19 protein-coding genes are annotated in these 23,500 nt (G+C 66.3%); 9 read left to right on the top strand and 10 right to left on the bottom strand.

Translation table 11 applies throughout. The features are described from left to right. Positions 1-26 precede the first annotated feature (26 nt). The gene (locus KF688_03435) at positions 27-977 is read right to left on the bottom strand and encodes a hypothetical protein (GenBank protein ID MBX3424713.1); all 951 of its coding nucleotides are present in this window, start codon (positions 975-977) and stop codon (positions 27-29) included. Positions 978-1,193: 216 nt separating this feature from the next. On the opposite strand from KF688_03435, the gene KF688_03430 reads away from it, so the two are divergent. Beyond that, positions 1,194-1,907, top strand: a complete 714-nt coding sequence (locus tag KF688_03430; protein ID MBX3424712.1) for a hypothetical protein — start codon at positions 1,194-1,196, stop codon at positions 1,905-1,907. Between the two features lie 354 nt (positions 1,908-2,261). On the opposite strand, the gene KF688_03425 is transcribed toward KF688_03430, so the two are convergent. Continuing rightward, positions 2,262-3,719, bottom strand: coding sequence for a tetratricopeptide repeat protein (locus KF688_03425; protein ID MBX3424711.1), 1,458 nt, complete (start codon positions 3,717-3,719; stop codon positions 2,262-2,264). Positions 3,720-4,222: 503 nt separating this feature from the next. Here KF688_03425 and KF688_03420 point away from each other — a divergent pair. The 3 genes from KF688_03420 (at position 4,223) to KF688_03410 (ending at position 8,448) form a co-directional block, all read left to right on the top strand. Then, entirely contained in the window at positions 4,223-6,094 is a 1,872-nt protein-coding gene (locus KF688_03420) for a hypothetical protein (GenBank protein MBX3424710.1), read from the top strand. A 117-nt stretch (positions 6,095-6,211) separates the two neighbouring features. Continuing rightward, positions 6,212-7,477, top strand: a complete 1,266-nt coding sequence (locus tag KF688_03415) for a DUF21 domain-containing protein (protein ID MBX3424709.1) — start codon at positions 6,212-6,214, stop codon at positions 7,475-7,477. Further along, a complete protein-coding gene (locus KF688_03410) occupies positions 7,474-8,448 on the top strand; it encodes a DUF21 domain-containing protein (protein MBX3424708.1) in 975 nt (324 codons plus the stop codon). The genes KF688_03415 and KF688_03410 overlap by 4 nt, the downstream gene beginning before the upstream one ends. Positions 8,449-8,475: 27 nt before the next feature. On the opposite strand, the gene KF688_03405 is transcribed toward KF688_03410, so the two are convergent. Both KF688_03405 and KF688_03400 read right to left on the bottom strand, forming a co-directional pair. Beyond that, positions 8,476-8,727 carry a hypothetical protein gene (locus KF688_03405; protein MBX3424707.1) on the bottom strand — a complete coding sequence of 84 codons (252 nt, stop codon included), beginning with the start codon at positions 8,725-8,727 and terminating at the stop codon, positions 8,476-8,478. Between the two features lie 170 nt (positions 8,728-8,897). Continuing rightward, a complete protein-coding gene (locus KF688_03400) occupies positions 8,898-9,803 on the bottom strand; it encodes a tetratricopeptide repeat protein (GenBank protein ID MBX3424706.1) in 906 nt (301 codons plus the stop codon). Between the two features lie 318 nt (positions 9,804-10,121). Between KF688_03400 and KF688_03395 the strand changes: the two genes are divergently transcribed. Further along, positions 10,122-10,550, top strand: coding sequence for a hypothetical protein (locus tag KF688_03395; GenBank protein ID MBX3424705.1), 429 nt, complete (start codon positions 10,122-10,124; stop codon positions 10,548-10,550). An 82-nt stretch (positions 10,551-10,632) separates the two neighbouring features. Continuing rightward, positions 10,633-11,709, top strand: a complete 1,077-nt coding sequence (locus tag KF688_03390) for a sodium:calcium antiporter (GenBank protein ID MBX3424704.1) — start codon at positions 10,633-10,635, stop codon at positions 11,707-11,709. Between the two features lie 92 nt (positions 11,710-11,801). On the opposite strand, the gene KF688_03385 is transcribed toward KF688_03390, so the two are convergent. From KF688_03385 to KF688_03360, 6 genes are all read right to left on the bottom strand, one after another. Continuing rightward, on the bottom strand, positions 11,802-12,740 hold the full coding sequence (locus tag KF688_03385; protein ID MBX3424703.1) for an SMP-30/gluconolactonase/LRE family protein: 939 nt from the start codon (positions 12,738-12,740) through the stop codon (positions 11,802-11,804). Between the two features lie 197 nt (positions 12,741-12,937). Continuing rightward, a complete protein-coding gene (locus tag KF688_03380; protein ID MBX3424702.1) occupies positions 12,938-13,162 on the bottom strand; it encodes a BON domain-containing protein in 225 nt (74 codons plus the stop codon). A gap of 315 nt (positions 13,163-13,477) precedes the next feature. Continuing rightward, positions 13,478-15,109, bottom strand: coding sequence for a phosphoglycerate dehydrogenase (gene serA, locus KF688_03375; GenBank protein MBX3424701.1), 1,632 nt, complete (start codon positions 15,107-15,109; stop codon positions 13,478-13,480). A 78-nt stretch (positions 15,110-15,187) separates the two neighbouring features. After that, complete coding sequence (serC, locus tag KF688_03370) at positions 15,188-16,309, bottom strand: 3-phosphoserine/phosphohydroxythreonine transaminase (GenBank protein MBX3424700.1); 1,122 nt, start codon at positions 16,307-16,309, stop codon at positions 15,188-15,190. A 383-nt stretch (positions 16,310-16,692) separates the two neighbouring features. Continuing rightward, complete coding sequence (locus KF688_03365) at positions 16,693-18,021, bottom strand: ABC transporter permease (GenBank protein MBX3424699.1); 1,329 nt, start codon at positions 18,019-18,021, stop codon at positions 16,693-16,695. Further along, the gene (locus KF688_03360; GenBank protein ID MBX3424698.1) at positions 18,018-18,743 is read right to left on the bottom strand and encodes an ABC transporter ATP-binding protein; all 726 of its coding nucleotides are present in this window, start codon (positions 18,741-18,743) and stop codon (positions 18,018-18,020) included. The genes KF688_03365 and KF688_03360 overlap by 4 nt, the downstream gene beginning before the upstream one ends. Before the next feature lie 444 nt (positions 18,744-19,187). Between KF688_03360 and KF688_03355 the strand changes: the two genes are divergently transcribed. The 3 genes from KF688_03355 (at position 19,188) to KF688_03345 (ending at position 23,420) form a co-directional block, all read left to right on the top strand. Continuing rightward, a complete protein-coding gene (locus KF688_03355) occupies positions 19,188-20,894 on the top strand; it encodes a peptidase S10 (GenBank protein MBX3424697.1) in 1,707 nt (568 codons plus the stop codon). 239 nt (positions 20,895-21,133) lie between these two features. Beyond that, entirely contained in the window at positions 21,134-22,192 is a 1,059-nt protein-coding gene (locus KF688_03350) for a phosphatase PAP2 family protein (protein ID MBX3424696.1), read from the top strand. A 712-nt stretch (positions 22,193-22,904) separates the two neighbouring features. Further along, on the top strand, positions 22,905-23,420 hold the full coding sequence (locus KF688_03345) for a class I SAM-dependent methyltransferase (GenBank protein MBX3424695.1): 516 nt from the start codon (positions 22,905-22,907) through the stop codon (positions 23,418-23,420). Positions 23,421-23,500: the final 80 nt, after the last annotated feature.

Here is a 23,500-nt window from a genome sequence, read left to right as displayed (position 1 = left end):
TCTCGAATGATGACAACCCCGTGCATTCATGCCAACCCGGAAACCGTGGGACGCTTTTGCTCAGGCGGTCGGCTCCGCTCAAATCGGCGGAGGAGCGTGTCGAGGGTTTCGTTCGCATCCGGCGGCGGCGCAACCGCCGGCGCGTCGGGCGAAACTGCCGACGGCGAATCCGGATCCGCCGCGACGAACCCGCGCCAGCTCAGCCTCACCGGCCAACGGGCCAGCCGCGCCGTTTCGTTCACCCGGTGCTGAATGCGCAAGCCCCACGACAACCCGAAGGCGTCGCGGAAGGCGAGCCACCGCAGTGCAGGATCGGCGTGATTGCCGTCGGACGCCGCAAAGCCGGGACCAACGACGCGGCCCCGGCGGAAGGCCGCGACGATTGCGGCGAACAGCAATCCGGCTCCCAACGCCGTCCACTGGTCGTCGCTCCAGAGGACGGCTTGTCCCCGCCGCGTCGCCGGAGCAAGCAGCGCTCCCTGGGCGGCCAGGAGCAGCGTCGCGGGGAAGGCGAATCGCGTCGGGCCGTAGTTGAGGGCCGTGCTGTACACGGCCAGCACCAGCAGAAACGCGGCCCACAGCCCCCCCAGTTCCACGCGTTCCCCGGCGCGGGTGACAATGCCCTGCAGTGCCGGGAGCGCCAGAACCAACCACAACGCGGCGACAATCCACTGCCACCCGCGGTCTTGCGGACGCTTGGCGCCTAGCACGGCCATGGGGCCGCAGAACGTCCCTGCAGCCGCCACGTAGCGGGCGACCGACGCGGCAAGCGACCGGTCCGCGAGCGCACCCGCAGCCAGAAGCGTCTCGACCGCCGCAACGGTCCCGGCTCCGACCGCTCCCCAGACGACCGGGGCGGCGAAGGTGGTCCCCCTGAACCGCCGCAGCGCGCTCCAACAAGCCAGCGCGGTCGCCGCGGCAGCAAGTGCGGCAAACCAGCGGAACAGGGCAGGGGAGGCCGCGAGGATGCCTGCCATGCTGCCCAAAGTCCTATGGGGACGGAGTGACGGAGAACGCCCCAGGCGGGGCCGGCGGCCGATCGCGCCGGACACGCCGATTGTAGCGAAGCGGGAAACTCTCGGGACGGGGGAAGTCTTGCCTATAAGGTTGCCGGGCGTGCGGTTGCGTTCCATGCTTACGCAGCGGAAAACTCCCCTCCCTGCCGGCTTCGGCGCTCCCCGCCCGCTCAGTCCATGAAACCACGCCTTGCCATCGCCGTCGCGGTGCTGCCGCTGGCTCTCGCGCCCGCGGCCAGCCACGCTCGGCTCTTCCTGCAGACCTACGGGGCGACCAGCGCCGCCGACGGGGGTTGCGTCTGGAACGCGAACCAGGACTACTTCGTGCCGCGGCACTGCGATTCGTGCCGGTACGACCTGTGGAGCACGTGCAAGAGCTCGCGGACGACCTCGGCCGCCTGCCGGAACATCCATCCGCTCTATGATGGATACTGCTCGCCCTACGGCGCCTGCCGGTACCGGTGGCGAGACCATGCGTACAAGTCGCACTGCGGTTGCTCGCCATTGCAGTTGCAGAAGGGCCAGGGTTGCCTGAAACACGGATGTCGCCACGGCGGGTGCGGCCGCGATTGCGACCACGCCGGCCCGTGGGACCAGGGGCATGGCTGCCTGACGGCCCGCTGGACAGAAGGATGTCAGGACTGCCCGGCTTGCGAATTGCCGAACGTGGAGCCCGCCGGAGGGATCGTCCTGGGGCAAATGCCGGCGACGAGCTTCGCCTCGTCGTTCATGGGGATGGCCGGCGGCGGACAAATGCCTGGTTTGGCCCCGTTCGGAGGCGGCGGGGGGATGGCGCCGGCGCCGGGAATGCCGGCCGGCATATCGCTGCCCGCGCTGCCCGCCCCGCAGGTTCAACCCCTGCCGACGACGTTGCCCGGCTACGGATTTTAGAGGCTGCGGCGACTGCAGCGACCCCAGTCGCTGACAAACCACTTGCGGCAGGGCCAACTGGGGAGTGAGGCCCTGTCGCGCTGATGGGCGGGTGGACTTCGGTTGAAGTCCACCCGCCTGATTTTATTGAGCCCGCCGCCACTGCCGAGAGAGCCCGCCCGCGCTTGTCAGGCGGGCAGAATTCCCGAAATCGCCTGGAGGCCGTCGCTCCGTGCAGCCGATACACCTACTACAACGATAACGGGAGGGCGAAGCACTTGTCGTGTTTTGCTTCAGGATAGAGGTCGTGGCAAGACGACGGATCGGCTTGCCACGACCTTTTTTTGCGCCCTTGCGATCCCTTGCCGGCGGCGATCAGCCGGCGCTCCCTTCGAGTTGCTTCAGCAGCTTCTGGGCCTCGGAACGGTACAGGAACGGCCCCGAGTTGGCCTGCTCGAGCAGTTGCTTGAGCGTGGTGAGAGCTTGCTCCTTTTGGTTTTGCTTCAGCATGATCCGGGCCACGAGATACGCCGAGTCGGCGTTAAGCTGCCCCCCCGAGGCCTGGGCGCCCTGTTGCAGGGCCTGATTCCCCTCGTTCGCCCGATCAAGCTGATACAGCACCCAGGCCAGCGTGATGTTCGCCTGCGCGTTGTTCTGGAATCGCTGGGCGTTCATCTCGGCGTAGCGCAAGGCCTTCTCGCGATCCGAGGCTTTGTCGCTCTCGATCAGCACCAAGGCCAACATGTCCGTCGCCCGCGCGTTCGAGGGGTCGATCGTCAGCACCTTGGTGAACGCTTCCTCAGCCTGCTTCGGCTGCTTGCGGAGCTTGGCGATAATGCCGTCAAGCAGCAGAGCGCCGACCGACTCGGGGTTCCCCTTGCGGAGGGCCGAGGCGACTTTTTGTGCGGTTTCCAGATCGTCCTGGGTGACGAGCCACTCGGCGTACGACGCCGCGGTGTTCGCGTTGTTGGACTCAGCCTTGTAGGCCTTCTCAAAGTTCTCGCGGGCCTGCTTGGCGTCGCCGGTTTGGTTGAACAACTGACCCAAGAAGACGTAGGGGTGATTCGCGTCGGGGTTCAAGTCACGGACCTTGGTGAACTCCTTCACGGCGTCTGCGACCCGCTCCAGCCGAAACAGCACGACCCCCAACCGCTGACGGGCCGGGGCGCTGTCGGGATCGATCTCGCTCCACTTCTGCAAGAGCGCCAGGGCCGCGTCCCACTTCTGACGACGCTCGAGCACGGCGCTCTTGCCGGCCAGCACGCGGATTTCAAAGTCGCGTTTGCGTTTTGCATTTGCGTCGAACTTGGCGACCAACGTCTCGGCCTTCTCGAACAACGCCTCAGATTCGGCCGTGCGACCAGCGCCAAACGCCTGATCCGCCAGCAACAGGTACGCTTCGGGATCGTCGGGATGGAGCATCGCGGCCAATTCGAGCGCCTGCGCGGCGAGAGCCCCGTTGCGAGCCAGCAGATGCATCTTCGAGAGGATCACCTCGGCCGGCGGCAGCTTGGGAGATTTCTCGACGGCCATCTTGAGATAGTCGTAGGCGCCCTCGCCGTCGCCGTTGCGATAGCGCTTGATCGCGCTTTCGACGTCGGGGTACTTCTGGTTCGAGAGCGACACGGCGTTGCCGACCAAATTCTCGACCGTCAGCGGGTTGTTCGGTTCGTCGCCGGCGTTGGCGATTGAAGACGGCGTCTCCGCCGTCGTAGCCCCGTCGGTGGAGGCCTGAGCGCCGGCCCGCGACGCTGCGAGCGTCCAGCCAGTCGCGCAAACCAACAACAGCAGCCGCCCGGCGGGCTGGCGAGCGATATTCCAAGAGCAGTTCATGGGAACCCCGATGTGGTAGGTCGTTGACAGATGTGCGAGTCGCCGCCGCCGCGGGAGCAGGCTCGGAACAAGCCGAAGAGGTCGCCGCGACTCAGCAGGCCTGAGATTGTTGATTGTAGTCGGGACCCCCGAATGCTGCCCAGCGGCCGCCGCCGACTTCCCGCAAACACGACGCCTGGACCCGGTCGATCGGGCCGACTTTTCGGTTCGAGACGGTTAATCGGCCGCCGCCCCGGCGACCTGGAAAGCCGCGTCCGCGGGAGGAACGCCCCCGCCAAAGGCGAGCGGGGAGCGCACGCCCTCAGCACACGACCCCGCCCATCCGTCCGACAGGCAGGTTCTCGTCCCGCGCACGCCCCGACCGGCCCTGACTGAACGCGGGGGTTTCTCGACGCCAAGGGGCGGGGCGTCTATATTTGCAGAGGTTAGCAAGAGCGCCGGGGTCGCACGGTCGCCCCCCGCGCTCGCCGCCGTTTCTTGCAGGTCGAATTGAAGGACTCATTTTGCTCGTAGGGCCGGTCTTCACCCGCGAAGTCACCACGACCCCGCGCAGCTGGCGACTCTACTTCTCGCGAGCCCTCTATGTGGCTGCGCTGTTCGGGCTGGTCCTGACGGCATGGCTGATCCTGATCGGCTCGCAGCCGGTCCGCACGCTCGACGCCCTGGCCCGGTTCGGCGCCGCCGCGTTCTCGCTCGTCGCCCCGGTGCAGTTGGCGATCGCGATGGGATTCTCGGCCCTCTTGACCGCCGCGGCCGTGGCCCAGGAAAAGGACCGAAAGACGCTCGACCTGCTGCTGATGACGAATCTGAACAACAGCGAGTTGGTGCTCGGCAAACTGCTGGCAGCCATGCTCTCGGTGATCGTCATGGCGCTCGCCGGGATCCCCCTGTTGATGCTGCTGACGATGTTGGGAGGGGTGTCCTACGCCCAAGTTGCCCGCGTGGTCGGCGTGACCGCGTGCGCCGCAATCGCCGCGGGCAGCCTCGGTTCGATGGTCGCCCTCTGGCGCGAGAAGACGTTTCAGACGCTGGCCCTCACGACGCTGGCCCTGGTGATCTGGCTGCTCGCCGGAGAGGCGATCGGAGCGGGGTTTTTCGGCGCGGCACTGCGAGGCGTGCGTTGCGAACATTGGGCCGACGCCGTGAGCCCGCTGCGAGCAATCCTGGCGGCAAGTCGTCCCACGCTGGACGGGACCGTCCCCTGGCCCCAGTGGGGCGAGTTCGGGACGGCTCCGGTCCTGTTCATGGCGCTTGCCGGCGGATTGGCGACGGCGCTCAACCTGACGGCGATCGCACTGGTGCGGGTCTGGAACCCCTCGCGCGAAGCCCGGCCCGCGACTCCCGACGAGCAGGAACATCGCGTCGGTCACCGGGACCCGCGGGCCCTGAAGGCCCCCGGCGCCGCACGGAGCGATTCTCCCGGAGAGGCCGCGGCGATCGTCGGCGTCGCGCAAGGCCAAGACGTGCGCGTCCACGCCGACCCCGCCAAGACGCGCCAGGTGTGGGACAACCCGATCCTGTGGCGCGAAATCTGCACCTGGGCCTACGGCAAAAAGATCTTGTTCGTCCGCGCAATGTATCTGGCGATCGCGCTGGCGTGCGGCGCCGCGGCGATGGGATGGCTGGGAAACGGGGGCGGCAGCGGCCGCCCCGTCGACGCCGGCGGGTTTCTCGCCGCGCTCGCCCCCTTGGGCGCCTTGGGACTGGTCCTCGTCAACGCCCTGGCGGTCACCTCGCTGACCAACGAACGAGACGGCCGAGCCCTGGATCTGCTGCTTGTCACCGATCTATCGCCCAAGGAAATCATCTACGGCAAGCTCGGCGGCGTGTTCTACAACGCGAAGGAAATGATCCTCTTGCCGCTAGGGGTCGGGGCGGCCCTGTGGTGGCGCGGGGATTTGAGCGGCGAAAACTTCGCATTCCTGTCGATCGGACTGCTTACGCTGACCGCTTTCGCCGCGATGCTCGGGATCCACTCCGGCATGATTTACGCCAATAGCCGCTCGGCGGTCGCCGTGAGTCTGGGGACGGTCCTGTTTCTGCTGTTGGGGATCGCCGTCTGCATGCGGATGATGGTCGCGTTTCAGACGTCGTTCCAGAACCAGTTCCAGGCGTTCGCGGCGTTCATGGTCGGCGGGGGGATCGGATTGTACTGCGCCCTGGGCGCTCGGCGCGAGTCGCCGGCAATCGCCTGGGCTTCGGGCCTTGCGCCGATTGCCACGTTTTTCAGCATCACCAGCGTCCTCAAGGGAGACTTTGGCGCCGCGTTCCTCGTCGCCGCCGGGACCTACGGTTTCGCCACCGCGGCGCTCTTGATTCCCGCGATCTACGAGTTCGACGTCACGACCGGCCGGACGACGGCGCACGACTTGTAGTCGCCGGCGCTTGCCGCCCCGCCGACTCGACCGATCCGGACTCCGCCGGCCGACACGCGAAGCGCGACTTCGCGTCTCGAATTCCCCCCCTCGCTCATTCGCAAAGCTGGTCCTCTGGTGACCGTCATTATCGAATTCGCGCCGATCTTCGCCGCCATGGCGGCCTTGGCCGGGGCGTCGGCGTTTTTTTCATGCGCCGAGGCGGCGTTGTTCTCGCTGCAGCCCGAGGACCGCCGCGAACTGGCCAAAGGAAACGCCGCTCAGCGCACCGCGGTCGACCTGCTCGTCCGCCCGGAGCGGCTTCTGACGGCGATCCTGTTCTTCAATCTCCTAGTCAATCTGGCGTTCTTCGCGTTGTCGTCGATCGTCAGCATCCAACTGCAACGGTCGGGGCGCTCGGCCGAGGCTGCGGGGACGGCCTTCGCCTCGCTGCTGCTGTTGATCATCGTCTCGGAGATGACCCCGAAGACCTTGGGGGTCCAGTTTCCGCGAATTCTCGCCGGGGTGCTCGCGTTGCCGCTGTCAGCGACGGTCCGGGCCAGCGACGCCGTCGTCCCGTTGCTGACGCAAATCAATCGCTTGACGCAGCGGCTTCTGGTTCCCAACTTCCGGCGCGAACCGTATCTCGAGCTGCAGGACCTGGACAAGGCCCTGGCCCTGTCGGGCGGATCGCAGCAACTGGCCGACGCCGAGCGGAGTGCGCTGCAGAACATCGTGTCGCTGTCGGAACTGCAAGCCGACGAGTTGATGCAACCGCGTCCGTTGTACGAGTGCTATCAGCCTCCGGTCCACTTGGCGGATCTGAGCCCCGAAATCGCCCGCACCGGATACGTACTCGTCTCGGAGCCCGATTCCGAGGAGGTGGCCGCGGCGATCCCGCTGAAGCTGCTCCCCACGGCCCCGAAATCGCACTTGGAGCACTACGCTCAGCCGGTCGTGTATATGCCGTGGTGCGCCACCGGCGCCGTGGTGCTGCAGGAGCTTCACCGCCAACAGCGCGAGGTGGCGGCGATCGTCAACGAATTCGGCGAGACGGTGGGCATCGTCACGCTCGAAGACCTGCTGGCGACGATCTTCGAGGAGCAGTCGTCGCGGAGCGCGCGGCTGCTGGCGACCGCGTCGATCGCCCCTCGCGGCGAGGGGTTGTGGGAAGTCACCGGCATGACGGGCCTGCGACGGCTGGAACGGCACTTTTCGATCGAACTGCAGCCGACCCACCACGCGACTGTCGCCGGCGTGTTGCACGAACAGCTTCATCGGCTGCCCGAACCGGAAGACGAGGTCGCATGGAGCGGGCTCCGCTTTCGCGTCTTGGAACGACGCGACGACGGCGCCCTGCGAGTCGAGCTCTCGCAGGAGCCCCAGGAGGGTCCGTTCGCATGATTCCGATCCTCCTGTTGTTCGCCGTGGGGTTGGCGATGAGCGCCTTCTTCAGCGGCTCGGAGACGGGCTTCTACCGGCTGACGCGGCTGCGGCTGGTCATGGACGCCCTCAGCGGCGACAAGCCGTCTCAACTGCTGTTGAAACTGGTCAATCAGCCGTCGCTGTTCGTCGCCACGGCGCTGGTGGGCAATAACGTGGCCAACTACCTAGTTTCGCTCGCCGTGGTGATGGGGGTGTACCGCCTGTTTCCCGATTCCGGCGTGACCGGCGAACTGCTCGGGCCCGTGGCGCTGGCGCCGGTGCTGTTCATCTTCGGCGAGCTGCTCCCCAAGAACTTGTTTTTCGGCGCTCCCCACCGGTTGATGCGCCGCTGGGCGCCGGTCGTGGCGACCTGCGTCGTGCTGTTCGCGCCGGTGACGTTGACGTTGTGGCTGGTGAACCAGTTGGCCCGAATCGTCACCCGGCGCACTCCGCAAGAGGCGCGGGTTTCGCTCGCCCGCCGCGAGATCGCGGAATTGCTGGACGAAGGTCACGAAGCGGGCATCCTGCTGCCCGTCCAGCGCACGCTGACGCAGCGGATGCTGGCGGCCGCCAGCCAGCCGGTGCGCAACTTCGCGTCGCCCGCCGGACGAGTGGTGCGCGTCACGACCGAGATGTCCAAGAGCGAGATGCTGCGGATCGCCCAGCGGCACGGCCGGACCTTGCTGCCGCTGGAAGACGCCCGGCAGCAGCGCAAACTCGTCGGCTACGTGCGAACCATCGACTTGGCCCTGCACGAGGGGGACGGACTGCCGCCGACGAGGCCGCTGACGACGATCCGCGACGGCGAAACGTTTCTTGCCGCGCTCAACAAGCTGGCGCAGACCGAAGACGCGCTCGGGCACGTTGTCTCGCCGGCAGGGAAGACGATCGGATTCGTCACGACGCGCGAACTGCGGATGGCGTTGTTCCGCACCGAGGCGATTGCCTGACGAACGCCCGCCGGCAATCGCCGGGGGCTATTTGCGGTAGCCCAGCCCCTTGACGACCCCCAGCAGTTCGTCGCAGTTGATGAACCGCCGGCGATGCTGCAGCTTGTAGCCGTCGATCGCCCGGGCGAGCTCCGCCCCTTCCGGCGACAAGTCGTCGTACTCGTTGGCGAATTGACGGCGCTCGATCACCGCGGCTTCGCCTCCCCGGTTCGGGGCGCGCCGATCGACGAACGGTTCGGGCTGCACAGGAACGGGATGCGGTGCGACGGCGGCGTTCATCTGTAACCTGCTGGGCGAAAGGGGGATGGCGCGGCGGCGCGTGATTCCGCCTCGAAAAGATACCTCGCAAACCCCCGAGCCGACGGGGTTTGACGCCCCCCGCGCCCCGCCCCCCGGCAAGTCGCCGAGCGGACGATGCCGGTCGTGACGGTTGCGACGATCGGAACGGGTCACCGGCGGATCACGCCGTCGCTTGCCCCCGGGCGGTCGACGAGTTCGGCCAGCAGCAACCGACATTCGGGGTGGTTGGCGTCGATCTCAAGCGCCCGTCGCACCGTGCTCGCCGCCGCGACGGGTCTTCCGGCGGCCGCCTCGGCTTTGGCCAATTGCACGAGCAGATCGGCGTTGGCGGGCCCCCGAGCCGTGGCGGCGTAAAGACTCGCCGCGGCGTCCGCAGGGCGGTCGACCGCCGCGTAGGCCAGTCCTTCGAGCCACAGCGCCCGCTGCGGCTCGTCGCCGGGGCCGTAGGAATCCAGCAAATGGTGCACTGTCGCCAGGCAGCGTTGGGGGCGACCAAGTTGGTACTGCAACTCGGCCACGGCCAGGAGCGTCGGCACGTCGTGAGGGCTGTAGCGGAGAGCCTGGTGGAAATCGGCCAAGGCTCGCTCGGGTTGCGAGTGCCGGCGATATGCCGCCCCGCGCAGGGCCCAGGCTCCGCCCAGCGACCGATCAATCGCGATCGCTGCATCGGCCCGGGCGATCGCCTCGTCGACGGCGCCCGTGTGGAGCAACATCTCCCCGGCGCGAATCTGCGTGGGGGCGTGCTCGGCGTCCATGCGGACCGCCGATTCGATCATGTTCACCGCCGCCGCGTGGTTCCCTTGACGCCACAGCGCCTCGGCCAACTGGCGACGAGCGTCGACGTCGGCCGGATTTGTCCGCACGGCGTTGTTCAGCAAGTCGCAGGCGGCGCCGCAATCCCCCCGTTCCATCGCCGCCACCCCTTCGCGCGACAAGGTGCGACAGGTGGCCAGCGCCTCGGGGGCCTCTTTGTATTTGCGCAGCGACGCACAGCCGCCCGCCGTCGCAAGGACGGAGGCGAGAATGATCGACAGCGTGAGGCCGGTCCGTGTCATTCGCTCGCAGTCGAGGTCGCTCTTCACAGGGCTTGATGTTCGCCGATGCGGGCCGAGATTGGCTTGTGCATTGTGCGAAATCGACGCCCGGGGGCCGCGGCGCTCGCGGAAAGTGGCGAGAATCGGGGCGGGATCGTAGCAGGCGCCGGCGCCGGCGGGCAACGCCGGCCGCAAGGGCTGCTAGCTGGCGGTAGGCCGCGTTCGGAAACCGTGGTAGGCTACCAGTCTCGGCTTCGGCGAAGTACGGACAATTCGGGGGAAACCGCGCTCGCCCTTGCTAGCTTGCTCCGACTCAGAACTCCAGGGAGAGCTGCCGCGATGCCAGCCGTCTGCCAACTGCGAGACGCCTTATTCGAGTACCCCGAAAACTGGGATATCGACGACGACGCGACCGGCGAAGACGGCCACGCCGTCGTAGTCAGTCCCGGCACTGGGGTTTGGCAGGTGAGCCAATATCCGGTCGACGCCGATATCGAGTCGCTCTTCGACGAGGCCCTCTCCGCCTTGAGAAAAGAGTACCGCGGCATGGAGGTCTCCCCGGCGACCGACATGATCGACGGCCGACCGCTCGACGGATTCGACGTCACCTTCATCTACCTCGACCTGATCGTGACGGTGTGGCTCCGCGGATATCGCTCGCCGCAGTCGTTGTTTCTGATCATGTGCCAAGGCGAGGATCGGGAGTTGGAACAACTCGGCCCCGTGTTCCACGCCATCTCGGCCAGCCTGATGCGTTCCGCAAAGTAACGCATTTCCTCGCCAAGATCGAGCGAACCGACGTTGCCCCGCGGCGCGTCAGGCCCGCTCTTGCCCGGAGTCGCTTGCCGCCATGATCGACGCTCTGACTTCCGTGCTTGGCGAGGAAGCCCTTCACGACTTCTATCAGGCGCGAGGCGCGGCGGCGCTGGCGGGTCTGTTGGCGGGACTGCTCTTTCTGCTGGGCAAGGCGGCCGACAAGCTGGTCGGCGAGGCCGTCGTCGTGTCCGAACGCTCCGGGCTGCCCAAGGTGGTCATCGGAGCGACGATCGTCAGTCTCGGCACCACTTCGCCCGAGGCGGCCGTGTCGGTGCTGGCCGCACTGCAGGGGGACCCCGGCTTGGCGCTGGGCAACGCCGTCGGGTCGATCATTTGCGATACGGGGCTGATCCTGGGGATCGCCTGCCTCGTGGCGCCCCCCGTGTTGCCGCGGCGGATCGTGAACCGACAAGGTTGGCTGCAGTTTGGCGCGGCGCTGCTCTTGGTGGCGCTCTGCTGGCCGATCGGCGGCAGCCCGCTGGTCGACGGCGGACGCCTGTCGCAGCGCGCCGGGTTCCTGCTCGTGGGGCTGCTCGTCGGTTACTTGTGGCTCAATGTTCGCTGGGCCCGGCAGAGCGACCCCGAGGAAATCGCGGCCAAACTTGAAGCGATCGAGCAGGAATCGGGCGATCTGGCCTCCCCGCTGCCGGCGGTCGTCGCCAAGTTGCTGGCGGCGGTCGGGATGGTCGTGCTGGCGAGCCACCTGCTGATCCCGGCGATCAGCGTCGCCGCTGAGCGGCTAGGGGTCCCCAAGGCGATCGTTGCGGCGTCGCTCGTGGCGTTCGGCACGTCGCTGCCGGAACTCGTCACCGCAATCACTGCGTCGCTGCGCGGGCACGGCGATCTGGCGGTCGGCAACGTCATCGGCGCCGACATCCTCAACGTGCTGTTCGTCGCGGGGCTGGCAGCGGCCGCGACCCCCGCGGGGCTGGTCGCGACGCCGGAATTCTTCCGCGTGCTGTTCCCCGCGATGATCGGGCTGCTGGTCGTCTTCCGCGTCGGCGTGTTGACGTCCGGAGAACGGCTCAAGCGGGGATTCGGCTTGGTGTTGCTGCTCGCGTACGTCGGGGCGATGATCGCGAGCTACGCGACAATCGCCCCCGGAGAGTAGCGCCAAGCAGAGAGTTCCCCTTGCAAGGCGCCGAAGAGCAAGCTTGGCATTGCTCGCGGTTCGCGCCGCTCGGCTCAGGCACGCGACATCGCCTATTTGGCGGCGTCCGCGTGCCGGCTCCCCCGCACTCGCATCGGCACGGCGTAGACGCTCGTGCGGGCGGTGGCGTAGAGGACGTCGCCCCGTTCGCCCCCGAAGGTGCAGTTGGCCGGCTGCTCGGGGAATTCGATCAGCCCCAACCACTCGCCCGCCGGACTGACGACCTGCACGCCCAACGAGGTGGTGACGTACAGATTGCCGCGCTCGTCGAGCGTGCAGCCGTCGCACCCGGCGATCGCCTCGCCGGTTTTCGTCCTCAGCTTGGCATGCACCCGCTCGGCGCCGATCCGACCTGGAGACTCGACCGGATAGGCGCGGATCGAATCCGATTCGGTGGGGGCGACGTACAGGGTGCGTCCGTCGATCGACAACATGATTCCGTTGGGAGCCGGCAGGTTCTCGACGACGCGCGTCACCGCGCCGTCGGCCGCCAAGTAGTAGACGCCGCGCGTCTCCTGCGGCAGCGGCCGGGGAGCGTTGTAGTGAGGATCGGTGAAGTAGAGCCCGCCGTGCGCGTCGAGCGTCAAGTCATTGGGGGCGTTCAGCCGCTTGCCGTCATGAACGGCGGCAAGGACGCGGCGCGTTTTGGTCGCCACGTCCCACTCGGCGACCGCTCCGTCGTCGGCCTCGCAAGCGACGAGCTTGCCCCCCCGCGTGAACATCAGGCCGTTGGCGCTGCGGGACTCGTCGGTGAACAAGCTGAGTTTTCCCGCGGGGTCGAGCACGTGAATCCGTTTGTTCGGAATATCCGTGAAATAGACGTTGCCGCGTCCGTCGGCGGCGGGGCCTTCGGTGAAGCCGAAGGCCGTGGCGACGCGAACGATCTCCCCCGCGGGACCAATCTCGTCCAAGCCGTCGGCGCGAGCAGCGGCGGGCACGAGCAGTCCTCCGACGATTGCCGTCGAGGCGAGTTTCCGAAGATCGACAAACATTCCGACAAACCGGGAGCACGAAGCGAACATGCGGTGAAACCCTCAGCGAGAAGACGATCGACCGCGCCGCCGACGGCGCGAGACGAGACGCTGAGTGTATCGCAGGAGGGAGAAGCCTGCCAAGAAACGACGCGAAGGCCTGCCGCGAACGCTCGTCGGCGGCACGCCGGCCAGCGGAGTGCTGCGAGAATTGACTGCTACCAGTTCACTTGCAGCAGGTTCTCAATTCGCTGGACGCCGTCGACGCGGCGAAGCATCTCCTGGGCCATCTGCTTCTGGAAAAAGCTCTTGACCGTGCCGTGCAACCGCACGGCCCCGTCGGCGGCGACGACTTCGAGGTCGCGGGGGGCCAGATGGGGGCTCTGGGTGAGCAGTCCGTGAACACGATCGACCAATGCGCAGGGGGGGACGACGGCTTCCATGGCTTGTAACGACCGGGAGGGTGGCGAGGGCGAGATGGAGAGCCGATTGCACTGGCGAGCGCCGCGACGGCCTGAGGAATTATCGGCCAAGGTTGCGCACGCGGCGTGGCCTGCGCGGCGTGCCGAATAGGAAAAATACGAGGCAGAATTCGGACCGTGCCGCCTGTACCGCCTCTGCGGGGGAATGGCCGCAACTTCGCCGCGAGGGCGCGAAGCCGACCGCTTGCCGACGGGCGCAAGAGACCGCCGTCCGTGACGCAACGTGCCGAAATCCGCCGCGATCGTGATCGCAATCGTCCTTATTCGGACGGTGCGCTACGCCCCCATCCAAGCCGGGCGCGTCCCCGGCGGGGGGAGATGGATCACCGTGGCGCCGGTGATCGCGGGAAGGGCCCGCATCGCGTCGAGCGCCTCGGCCGACGGTTCGCCGTCGAGATTGAGGATGCCCACGGCGTCCCCCCCCGGCTGATCGCCGGCGCGGCCGACCGCCATCTGACCGATGTTCACGCCGTGCTGACCGAAGATCGTCCCGACGGCGCCGATGATCCCCGGAACGTCCTTGTGCGAGAAGATCAGGATGCACCCGTCGAGATACGCTTCGAGTCGGTAGCCGTCGATCGCCACAAGCCGCGGCATCGACTGCCCGAACACGGCCCCTGTGGCCGAATGGCGCTTGCCGTCGGCTAGGTCGACGTCGACCTTCATCGACGAGCGGAACGCCCCCATGTCGCCGCAGCTTTGCACGGCGAGCTCGATCCCCCGCTCGGCGAGCAGGACGGCGGCGTTGACCAGATTGACCTCCTGATCGAGGGCGCCCTCGAGCAACCCCGAGGCGAACGCGGCGGTGAGGACCTTCGTGTCGCGGGAGGCGATCTCGCCGCGGTAGTTGAGCCGGATCGTGTTCAGCCCCCGCGACTGCAGTCCTGCGACCAGTCGGCCCAGCCGGTACGCCACGTCCAGATAACCGCCCAACGAGGCGATCGTCGCCGGGTCGAGCGGCGATACGTTGACCGCATTGCGAATCTGCCCGTGCAGCAGATAGTCGGTCAGCAGCCCGACCGCCTCGACGGCCACTTGCGTTTGGGCTTCCTCGGTGCTCGCTCCCAGATGAGGCGTACAGACCACGCCCGGCATGCCGAAAAGCGGGCTGTCGGTGCACGGCTCGCTGGCGTAGACGTCGAGAGCGACCCCTGCGATCCGCCCGCTCTTGAGCCCCTCGATCAGCGCAGCCTCATTGTAGATCCCGCCGCGAGCCGCATTCACCAGCCGCACGCCCGGCTTGATCCGCTCAAGCTGCGGCATGTCGATCAGGTTCCGCGTCTCGTCGGTCAGCGGGGTGTGGACTGTCAGATAGTCGATCTTGGGAAGCATCTCGTCAACCGTGTCGACCAGTTCGATCCCCAGATCGCGGGCCCGATCCTTGGACATGAACGGATCGAACCCGAGCACCTTCATCTCGAACGCCAGGGCGCGCTTGGCGACGGCCAGCCCGATGCGTCCCAGACCGACGACCCCCAGCGTCTTGCCTGAGACCTGGGCGCCCATGTACTTGTTGCGATCCCAGCGATGCTCGACGAGCCCCTGGTACGCCGGGGCGATATTGCGCGACAGAGCCAAGAGCAGCGCGAACGCATGCTCGGCCGTGCTGATCGTGTTCCCCGCGGGGGTGTTCATCACGACAACGCCGGCGCGGGTGGCGGCGGCGCTGTCGATGTTGTCGGTCCCGACGCCGGCCCGCACAATCGCCTTGAGCCGGCGGTTGCCTTCGAGCGACTCGGCAGTGATCTTCACCCCGCTGCGGCAGATCGCCCCGTCGAACTGGGCGAGCGCCTCGCGCAATTCAGCCCCCTTCAGTCCCGTGCGAACCTCGTAGGTGATCCCCTCGGCCGCGTCGAGCAGCGCGAGACCTTCGGGCGAGAGCGTATCCAGGACGATTACGGAGGGCATGGCAGGGGCGAAATGCGAGGGGTGAGGGAATCGACATGAGCCGCGAGTTCAAACTCGCCGGCGACGCCACGCGAATTGTCACTTCGCCGCTACGGCTTGGCGGGCCGAACCGACGTTCGCGTCGCGGAACTCGGTCATGAAGTCGCGCAACCGCTCGACTCCCTCCAGCGGCATCGCGTTGTAGATCGACGCCCGAATGCCGCCGACGCTGCGATGGCCTTTGAGATCGGTGAGCCCGCGAGACTTCGCCTCGGCGACGAACTTGTCAGTCAGTTCGTCGCTGGGGAGCCGGAAGGTGACGTTCATCTGCGAGCGAACCTCCGGCCGGGCGTGCCCCTGGTAGAACTCGGGGCTCTGGTCGAGCACGTCGTAGAGCAGCGTCGCCTTCTCGCGGTTCAGCTTTTCAATCCCCGCCAACCCGCCGCAGTCCTCGATGAGCCACTGCGTCACAAGCCCCAGCACGTAGACGGCAAAAGTGGGAGGCGTGTTCCACATCGAGTCGTTCTGCGCGTGGACGTCGTAATTGAGATACCCGGGCAGCTTGGGATCGCTTCGCTTGAGGAGATCCTTACGGATAATCACCGCAGTGACGCCTGAGACGCCGGCGTTCTTCTGAGCACAGGCGTACAGCAGGCCGTACTTGCGCAAGTCGAGAGGCCGGCTCAGGAAGTCGCTCGACGCGTCGCAGACCAGCGGCACGTCGCCGACCTGGGGCTCGCTGGCGAACTGCACCCCTTGGATCGTCTCGTTCGAGGTGTAATGGCAGTACGCCGCTTGCGGCTCGAGCTTCAGGTCGCCGCGCTCAGGGAGGCGATCGTAGCGAGTCGCTTTGCCGTCCCAGGCGACGTTGGTCTGGCCGACCTTCCTGGCCTCGTCCAAAGCGTACTTGCCCCACGACCCGGTGAGGACGTAGTCGGCGATCTGCCCCGGCCCCAACAAGTTCATGGGGATCATCGAGAACTGCAACCGGCTCCCCCCTTGGACGAACAGCACGGCGTAGTCGTCGCCGATGCCAAGCAACGTGCGGAGGTTCTTCTCCGCCTGCTCGGCGATCGCGATGAACGTGCCGCTGCGGTGGCTGATCTCCATGACCGAGGCGCCGACTCCGGGCAGGGCGAGCATCTCGCGTTGAATCTGCTCGAGCACTTTGACCGGCATGACGGCCGGCCCGGCGGAAAAATTGAAGACCCGTTGGGCCATGGCAGTCGCACTCCTAAGCGGTTCTCGGCACGTCGTCCCCGCAGGGACCAGGGGCGGGGCAGGGGAGTTCGCTCTGACTCGCCCCGTGGCAGGAAAACCGAGCATTTTAGTGGATCGCCGACGCCTTGGCGATGGGCGGTCGCGGGGGCGAATCCCGGACGGATTGCCGGCTGCGGCTCCCGATCGGCCCCGGGGCGTGACTGCACAGGGTCCTCAAAGCCTGGGATTTCGCCGCACAGTCCGCCGAAGACTCTCGGAGCATCCTGGCGGACCTCCGTAATCGCCGTGCCCCGCATGCCTCTCTGTTCAAGGCTTGCTCGCCAAGACGGAGAGCAAGACACTCCCCAGGCCGCCCCGACGCGCAAGCGGCGACGTAGCCTCGTTCAACCGCGCCGGAGCGCTTCGATCGGCTCGACTCGTGCTGCTCGCGAGGCGGGGTACAGCCCGCTGACGACGCTCACCGCCAGCGAGAACGCGAGCCCTCCCCCCAGCAGCCACCAGGGGAAGAAAAAGGCATCGACCTCCCGGTCTACGCCCTGATTGGCCAGATACGCGGTCAGCCCCCACTGCAGCCCCCAGCAAACGACCCCCGCAAGGGCCAACCCCATGAGCCCGCCGACAAGTCCGAGAACGGCCGCCTCGGACAGAAACAGAAATCGGACGTCGCCGTCGGTGGCGCCGATCGCTTTGTACAGGCCGATCTCTTCGTACCGTTCAAGCACCGTCATCAACAGCGTGTTAGCGATCCCCAGCCCGGCGATCACCATCGCCACCGAACCGACGAGCGTCAGCAGCGACTTGAGGAACAGAAACGCCGTGCGCGCGTCCTGCAGCCGGCTGACCATGGTGCGAACGCGGAACCCCTGCTCTTCGATCGCTTCGGCGATGCGCTGCACGTCGGCGGGACTTTCGGCGCGGACGACGACCTGACGGTACCCTGCGGCCGACGCGTTGCCCGAGTTCCGCATCATTTCCAACTGCGACTCGACGAGCCCCGGCAAGTGCTGCATCAGATCGACGGGAATCAGCGCCGCCCCGCCGCGGCGGTCCGCGGCGAAGGGTCCGAACCCCGTCGTTCCGAAGACGCCGATGACGCGGACCTCGACCTGCTTGCTCTCGAACTCGAACTTCCCGGCGTCCTTCTGGGCCGACAATCCTGCGGCGGAGACGACCACGGTGCGCCCGATCGCGTCGGTCGGGTCCTTAAAACCGAGGAGGCGAACCAACTCCTCGCTAAGGATGATCTGCGGCGAGTCGTCGAGCGAAAAGAACTCGCCCCTGACGAGCAGCGAACGCATCTCTTCCGAAAACCCCGCCTCGCGGGGAGCCGCGAGCGCCAACACCGACTCTTTGCGTCCTTCGTACTCGACGCCGACGCTGGTCATCCGCAAGTCCGGATAGGCGTACTTCACGCCGGGAAGTCTGCGAAAGCCCTCCAGCGCCTCCTCGTTCAGTCGACGGGACTCGGCAGCCTGCGACTCGTCGACGGCGGAGTTCGGCGATTCGCCGCGGGAGACGCTCACGCGGATCTCGTTGAGAAGCCCCAGCTTCTTGAACGGCAACTCGATCTGCTGCTGCAATCCCAACGCGAACGCCACCATCGTGACCAGGGCGCCGCAGCCGATGGCAATCCCTGCGGCCGTGAGCGTCGACCGCAGCCGTGCCCGCGTCGCGCCGATCATCGCCTGGCGGAACAGCTCCCAGACCCTCATGGCGCGTTCTCTCCGCCGGGCTCGAGGCGCCCGTCAGCCATTGCGACGGTCCGCGTGCAATAGCGCTGGGCGAGCGCCTGGTCGTGCGTGACCATCACAACGGTCGTACCGAGCCCTTCCCGAAGCTCCGCCAGCATGTCCATCAGGTGAATCGCGTTGGTCCGATCGAGATTGGCCGTCGGCTCGTCGGCAAGCAGCAGCGGAGGCCGATGCAGCAAGGCCCGCGCCACCGCGACCCGTTGCTGCTGCCCGACGCTGAGTTGTCCCGGGCGATGCTCGGCCCGATCGGCCAGCCCGACGCGCTCGAGCGCCGCCCAGGCCAGTTCGTCGCGCGACTTGCCGTAGACTCCTTGCAGCGTGAGCGCCAACTTCAAATTGCCCAGCGCCGACAACGCGGGGATCAAGTAAAACGATTGAAAGACGAACCCGACCGTATTGCGGCGATACATCGATCGCCCCTTGCGAGACATTGCCCCGAGCGCGGCTCCGGCCACGGTCACGTCGCCGGAAGTCGGCGCGTCAAGCCCGCCAATCACGTGCAACAGCGTGCTCTTGCCCGAACCGCTCACGCCGACGACTCCCAGAAACTCGCCCGGCAGGACGTCGAGATCGACGCTGCGCAGGGCGTGGACGACCGACTCGCCGACTTGGTACGAGCGGGTGAGTCCCCGGGCGCGGACGATCGCGTCTCCGAGTTCGACGGGCAGATCGACAGTTGCCATGGCGCGGGAAAGCGAACATCGAAGTGACCGAAACAGCGTTCGCGAAGCGCGGACGCACTGTTCAGCGTGCCGGACGAATTCCAGACCAGCATGATGGCATGGAGAGAACCGCGCCGACCAGCCCTGGCGTCGAACGTTTTCGCTCGGCAAGCTTTCGGCGGGGCGGCGTGCATGGAACGGGGCGCCGGTGCGATGCGACGATTCGCCTTTGTGCGGCGGCTCGCACTTCAGTCCGATTCTGGCGAGTCGCTGGCCCAGTTTTGCCCCCCGCAACGTCTCGGATCTTGACGTATAATTAGTCCTCTGCCGGATCCAGCCGAGAGTCGGCGTAAATGGGTGTTGCCTGCTTGCGCAGAGGGTGTCTGGAATCGTTGCCGCGCGCCCCCTCAGCCGCATCAAACTCGCAAACGTTGGCAGCAAAGACGAACCGACGTCGAACATCAGATGACGAGGACGACCGTGACCCAATCGATCAGCCCCGCGGCAGCGTCGCCGCTCCGCACGAATACGACTTGCTGGGCGGCAAGCTTGGCGCTCTTGCTTGGGCTCTCGGCAAGCGCCGCTCCGCCCGTGTCGGCCGCCGAACAGGCAGATCAGCCCGCAGCGAAAGCGGACAAAGCCGACGACGCCACCAAAGCCTCCAGGCAGAAATCCGCCAAAGACGACGACAAATCTGTCAAGGACGCCGGCAAACCGGCCGTGACGTCCCACACGGTCGAAATCGACGGCCAGTCGATCGCCGTCACCGCCACCGCAGGCAAGCTGCTGCTGAAATCCGAAGACGGCAAGCCCAAGGCCCGCGTCTTCTTCGTCGCGTACACGAAGGAGGGCGCCAAGCCGGGCGAGCGGCCAATCACGTTTTGCTTCAACGGCGGTCCCGGAAGTTCGTCGGTGTGGCTTCACCTGGGGATGCTCGGCCCCAAGCGGGTGAAGCTTGACAGCGACGCCAAGCCCCAGCGGCCCCCGGGCGAGTTGATCGACAATCCCTACTCGCTGCTCGACGTCACGGACCTCGTGTTCGTCGATCCGGTGAGCACGGGATTCAGCCGGCCCGCCGACGGCGAGGACAAGTCGCAGTTCCACGGCTACCGCGAGGATCTTCACAGCGTCGGCCAGTTCATTCACGACTTCACGACCAAGTACGGCCGGTGGGGCTCGCCCAAATTCGTGCTGGGCGAGAGCTACGGCGGCCTGCGGGCCGCGGGACTCGCCGGACATTTGCAGCAGCGTTATCGCATGGATCTCAACGGGGTCGTGCTCGTCTCGGCAGTCGTCGACTTCCGCACGATCGCGTTCGGCGGCGGGAACGATCTGGCGAACGTGTTGTTTTTGCCTAGCTACGCCGCGACGGCTTGGTATCACGGGGCGCTCGACGACAAGTGGCTCGACAGGCCGGTCGAAGACGTCTTCGCAGCGGCGCGCCGATTCGCCCGCGGCCCTTACCTGCGGGCGCTTGCCGCGGGCGCCGACCTGCCGGCCGAGCAGCACGAGAACGTCGTCGCCCGCATGGCCGAGCTCACAGGTCTCTCGCCCGAGTACATTGAAGGCGCCAACCTGCGGGTCGTCATGTGGCAGTTCGGCAAGGAACTGCTCCGCAAGCGCGGTCAGGTCGTCGGCCGGTTCGACGGCCGGTACCTCGGCGTCGACCCCGATCACATCGGCGAAACGACCGAGTGCGACCCGAGCGCCGACGCCGTGTTCGGCCTGTTCACCTCGGCGATCAACCAGTACCTGCGCGACGACCTGAAGGTCGAGGACGAAGGGGTGTACGAGATCCTGACCGACCGCGTGCAACCCTGGAACTACGACCGGTTCGTCAACAATTACGTCAGCAGCGAGGACGCGCTCCGCACCGCGATGGCGGCCAATCCGTACCTCAAGGTCTTCGCCGCGTGCGGATACTACGATCTCGCCACGCCGGCGTTCGCCATGGAATACACGCGCGACCACCTGAGACTCCCCGCGGAGCTGCGCGCCAATTTCACGACCGCCTACTACGAGGGGGGGCACATGATGTACGCTCACGAACCCTCGTTGGCCAAGTTGCGATCCGATCTCATTAAGTTCTACGACGACGCGCTCGGCCGAGAGCGCGAGGTCGAGACGCCTGAGGACACCCCAGCCGACGAGGCGAAGAACAAGGCTGCGTAGCGAGTGCGTCCGCAAGTCGTCGACGGCGGCTCGACTCTCTTGAGCCGCCGTTGCTGGCGCCGAGATCTTGCGACTGGACTTGCAGCCTGCGTGCGGGATGCCTATATCCCCGCGCGCCTCGGGAGCCTTCCTGCTCATCGGCGGGAAGGGATCCCGCGGAACCGTTGGCGACCCTCTGTCGCCCGGCGCCAATTCGAGCGCACGTCCGACTCCTGCAGGTCATCTTCGCGCTGTTGATGATGAATCGTTCGAATTCTTCGGAAATTCTCGGCTGCGGCGGATGGCGACGAGACCTCGTCGAAGCCCCGACGATTCGCCGCAGCAGGAGATTGGCGTGCGTTGCGACCGCGTTTGCTCTGTTGATCGCGCCTGCCGTCGCGACGACGCCCGTCGACTTTGCCGTGGCGCCGCTGCTCGAGGGCGACCCCGATTCCGAGGGCGATTTTCACCTTACATTTTCGCAAGATTGGTGTGCGGACTGCGAGTTCGACTCTTCGCCCTCCGATCGGCTGGAATCAATCGAGTTCGCGCCGTACGCGCCCGGCGATCGGCTGGAGCTTCGCGACCTGCCGACTGGTTCGCCCAGCCTGTGGGAGAGGGTCGTCGCCGATCATCGCCGGTACTATTCCGTCGACAATCTCGGCTGGCTAGCGCTCGGCGCCGGCGTCACGGCGGGGTTGGCGAATTCGCGGGCCGACGACTGGATCGGCAACGATTGGTATCAAGAGTCGATTCGGAACGCACGAACGGATGAATTCTACGAAGGCATTCACTCGATGAAGGTCTTCGGCGAAGGAACGTACGCCCTGCCAATCTACGCCGCCGCGATCGCCGGCGGGTGGTGGACCGACGGCGAAGGAGCGGCGGGCGAGATCGGGGAGTGGGGCGAGCGATCGTTTCGCGCCGTGCTCGTCGGCGCGCCGCCAATGCTGGCGATGCAGCGTCTCATCGGCGCCTCGCGCCCGCACGAGAGTTCGTCCGGATCGCATTGGCAGCCATTCCAAGACGACAACGGCGTCAGCGGCCATTCGTTCATGGGCGCCGTCCCGTTTCTCACCGCCGCGCAGCTGACCGAGAACCGATGGCTGAGGTCCGGACTCTACGCCGGCTCAACGCTCGCCGGGCTCTCGCGCGTGAACGACAACCACCATTACGCTTCGCAGGTGATCATGGGGTGGTGGATGGCGTATTTGGCGACGCGCTCGGTGGCGTTCGTCGACCTGGACTTTGCCGTTCAGCCCGTGCTCCAAACCTCCCCTGAAGGCTTCACCGGACTGTCGTTCGAGAAGCGGTGGTAGCGGTCCGCGACGGTCGTTCCTCAGCACGCCGGTGCTCTATCACGCCTGTCCATGCAGGGGACGCCGGAGCCCGTGCTGGCTGCAAGACCCGGAATCGCTTATCATGCCGATCGAAGTCGTGAAGGAGTCCGATTGTCTCCCTCGGTCAGGCTGTCGGCCCTTTCGCTGCCGCAGAGCAACTCGATTTCACAATGGAGATTTAGCCGAACGCATTGAACGGCCCTGAGTTGAAGAATACGGCGCGCTTGGGTTGAACTGGGCTTGCATACGAACCGCTTCAATCCCAGGAGCACGCCAGCCATGGCCGCGGCTGCCGCCGAGTCGATTGCATTTCCAGGCACGTCGCGGAACGCGCTGTCCGAAAGTCCTGAGCTATCGCAAATTGTCGTCGCCCAACCATGCACGACTTCGCCGAAGCCGTCGCTGGTGAGAATACCGACCGACGCGCGTAGAGTCGCCGTTCGCTCGCGGCTTGGCGAGTGTCCACAAGAAAGCAATCGACTACGCCCTCAAGCCGCGCGGCGTTCGTACCTCTTGAGCACGCCGCCGAGTTCCTCGATGCAGACGATCTGCTCGCCGGCCGCGAGCGGCTCGGCGACAGTCAAGAAGCTGGATTCATTGAAGAACCAAGCCGATGAAGATACGCGACAGCGGGATGCCAGAGGAAGCGTATTGGGAATCGCTCTTCGACGTCCCCCTGATTCTTGACCGATTGAACATCGACACGTATCGCGACGTGATCGAACTCGGATGCGGCTACGGCACGTTCTCGATTCCCGTGGCATCGGCAATCTCTGGGACTCTTCACACTTTCGACGTCGACCCCGAGATGGTTGCACGAACCGCTGAGCGGGCCGCGGGTCTGCCTATCGTGTGCAGTGTGCGCGATGTCGTCGAACTTGGATTCGGCGTCCGAGCCGACGCTGTGCTTCTTTTCAACATCCTGCATTGCGAGCAGCCCGTCGCCCTGCTTCGGCACGCTGCGGAATCGCTGAATGCCGACGGTCGCGTGCTGGCAATTCACTGGCGACACGACAAAACGCCGCGCGGACCGAACCTCGACATTCGACCGCGTCCGGAGCAAGTCGTCCTTTGGGCGGCCAAAGCGGGCCTGAGACCAGTCGGAGCTGTGATCGATCTCCCACCATGGCATTACGGGCTTGCGTTCGCGTCTGAGCAGCCTGCCAACGTCCTCGGAGCGTCGCTTCACACCGATTCGTTGGCATAGCCTCCAAATCGAGCTCCAAAGAAACGACCTTCCTTCGGCTCGCCTGAGCCTCGCCCCCCCGGGGTCGGTTGTAAGGGTGC

The sequence above is a fragment of the Pirellulales bacterium genome, from assembly GCA_019636345.1.
Lineage (GTDB): Bacteria > Planctomycetota > Planctomycetia > Pirellulales > Lacipirellulaceae.
Note: the sequence above shows the minus strand (reverse complement) of the source record. Positions and strands in the feature narration are given on the sequence as shown.

Bases quoted from the DNA above. Each gene is read 5' to 3' on its own strand.
- KF688_03435 (MBX3424713.1), bottom strand. From the start codon at position 977: ATGGCAGGCATCCTCGCGGCCTCCCCTGCCCTGTTCCGCTGGTTTGCC.
- KF688_03430 (MBX3424712.1), top strand. From the start codon at position 1,194: ATGAAACCACGCCTTGCCATCGCCGTCGCGGTGCTGCCGCTGGCTCTC.
- KF688_03425 (MBX3424711.1), bottom strand. From the start codon at position 3,719: ATGAACTGCTCTTGGAATATCGCTCGCCAGCCCGCCGGGCGGCTGCTG.
- KF688_03410 (MBX3424708.1), top strand. From the start codon at position 7,474: ATGATTCCGATCCTCCTGTTGTTCGCCGTGGGGTTGGCGATGAGCGCC.
- KF688_03405 (MBX3424707.1), bottom strand. From the start codon at position 8,727: ATGAACGCCGCCGTCGCACCGCATCCCGTTCCTGTGCAGCCCGAACCG.
- KF688_03400 (MBX3424706.1), bottom strand. From the start codon at position 9,803: ATGACACGGACCGGCCTCACGCTGTCGATCATTCTCGCCTCCGTCCTT.
- KF688_03395 (MBX3424705.1), top strand. From the start codon at position 10,122: ATGCCAGCCGTCTGCCAACTGCGAGACGCCTTATTCGAGTACCCCGAA.
- KF688_03390 (MBX3424704.1), top strand. From the start codon at position 10,633: ATGATCGACGCTCTGACTTCCGTGCTTGGCGAGGAAGCCCTTCACGAC.
- KF688_03385 (MBX3424703.1), bottom strand. From the start codon at position 12,740: ATGTTTGTCGATCTTCGGAAACTCGCCTCGACGGCAATCGTCGGAGGA.
- KF688_03380 (MBX3424702.1), bottom strand. From the start codon at position 13,162: ATGGAAGCCGTCGTCCCCCCCTGCGCATTGGTCGATCGTGTTCACGGA.
- serA (MBX3424701.1), bottom strand. From the start codon at position 15,109: ATGCCCTCCGTAATCGTCCTGGATACGCTCTCGCCCGAAGGTCTCGCG.
- serC (MBX3424700.1), bottom strand. From the start codon at position 16,309: ATGGCCCAACGGGTCTTCAATTTTTCCGCCGGGCCGGCCGTCATGCCG.
- KF688_03365 (MBX3424699.1), bottom strand. From the start codon at position 18,021: ATGAGGGTCTGGGAGCTGTTCCGCCAGGCGATGATCGGCGCGACGCGG.
- KF688_03360 (MBX3424698.1), bottom strand. From the start codon at position 18,743: ATGGCAACTGTCGATCTGCCCGTCGAACTCGGAGACGCGATCGTCCGC.
- KF688_03355 (MBX3424697.1), top strand. From the start codon at position 19,188: ATGACGAGGACGACCGTGACCCAATCGATCAGCCCCGCGGCAGCGTCG.
- KF688_03350 (MBX3424696.1), top strand. From the start codon at position 21,134: ATGAATCGTTCGAATTCTTCGGAAATTCTCGGCTGCGGCGGATGGCGA.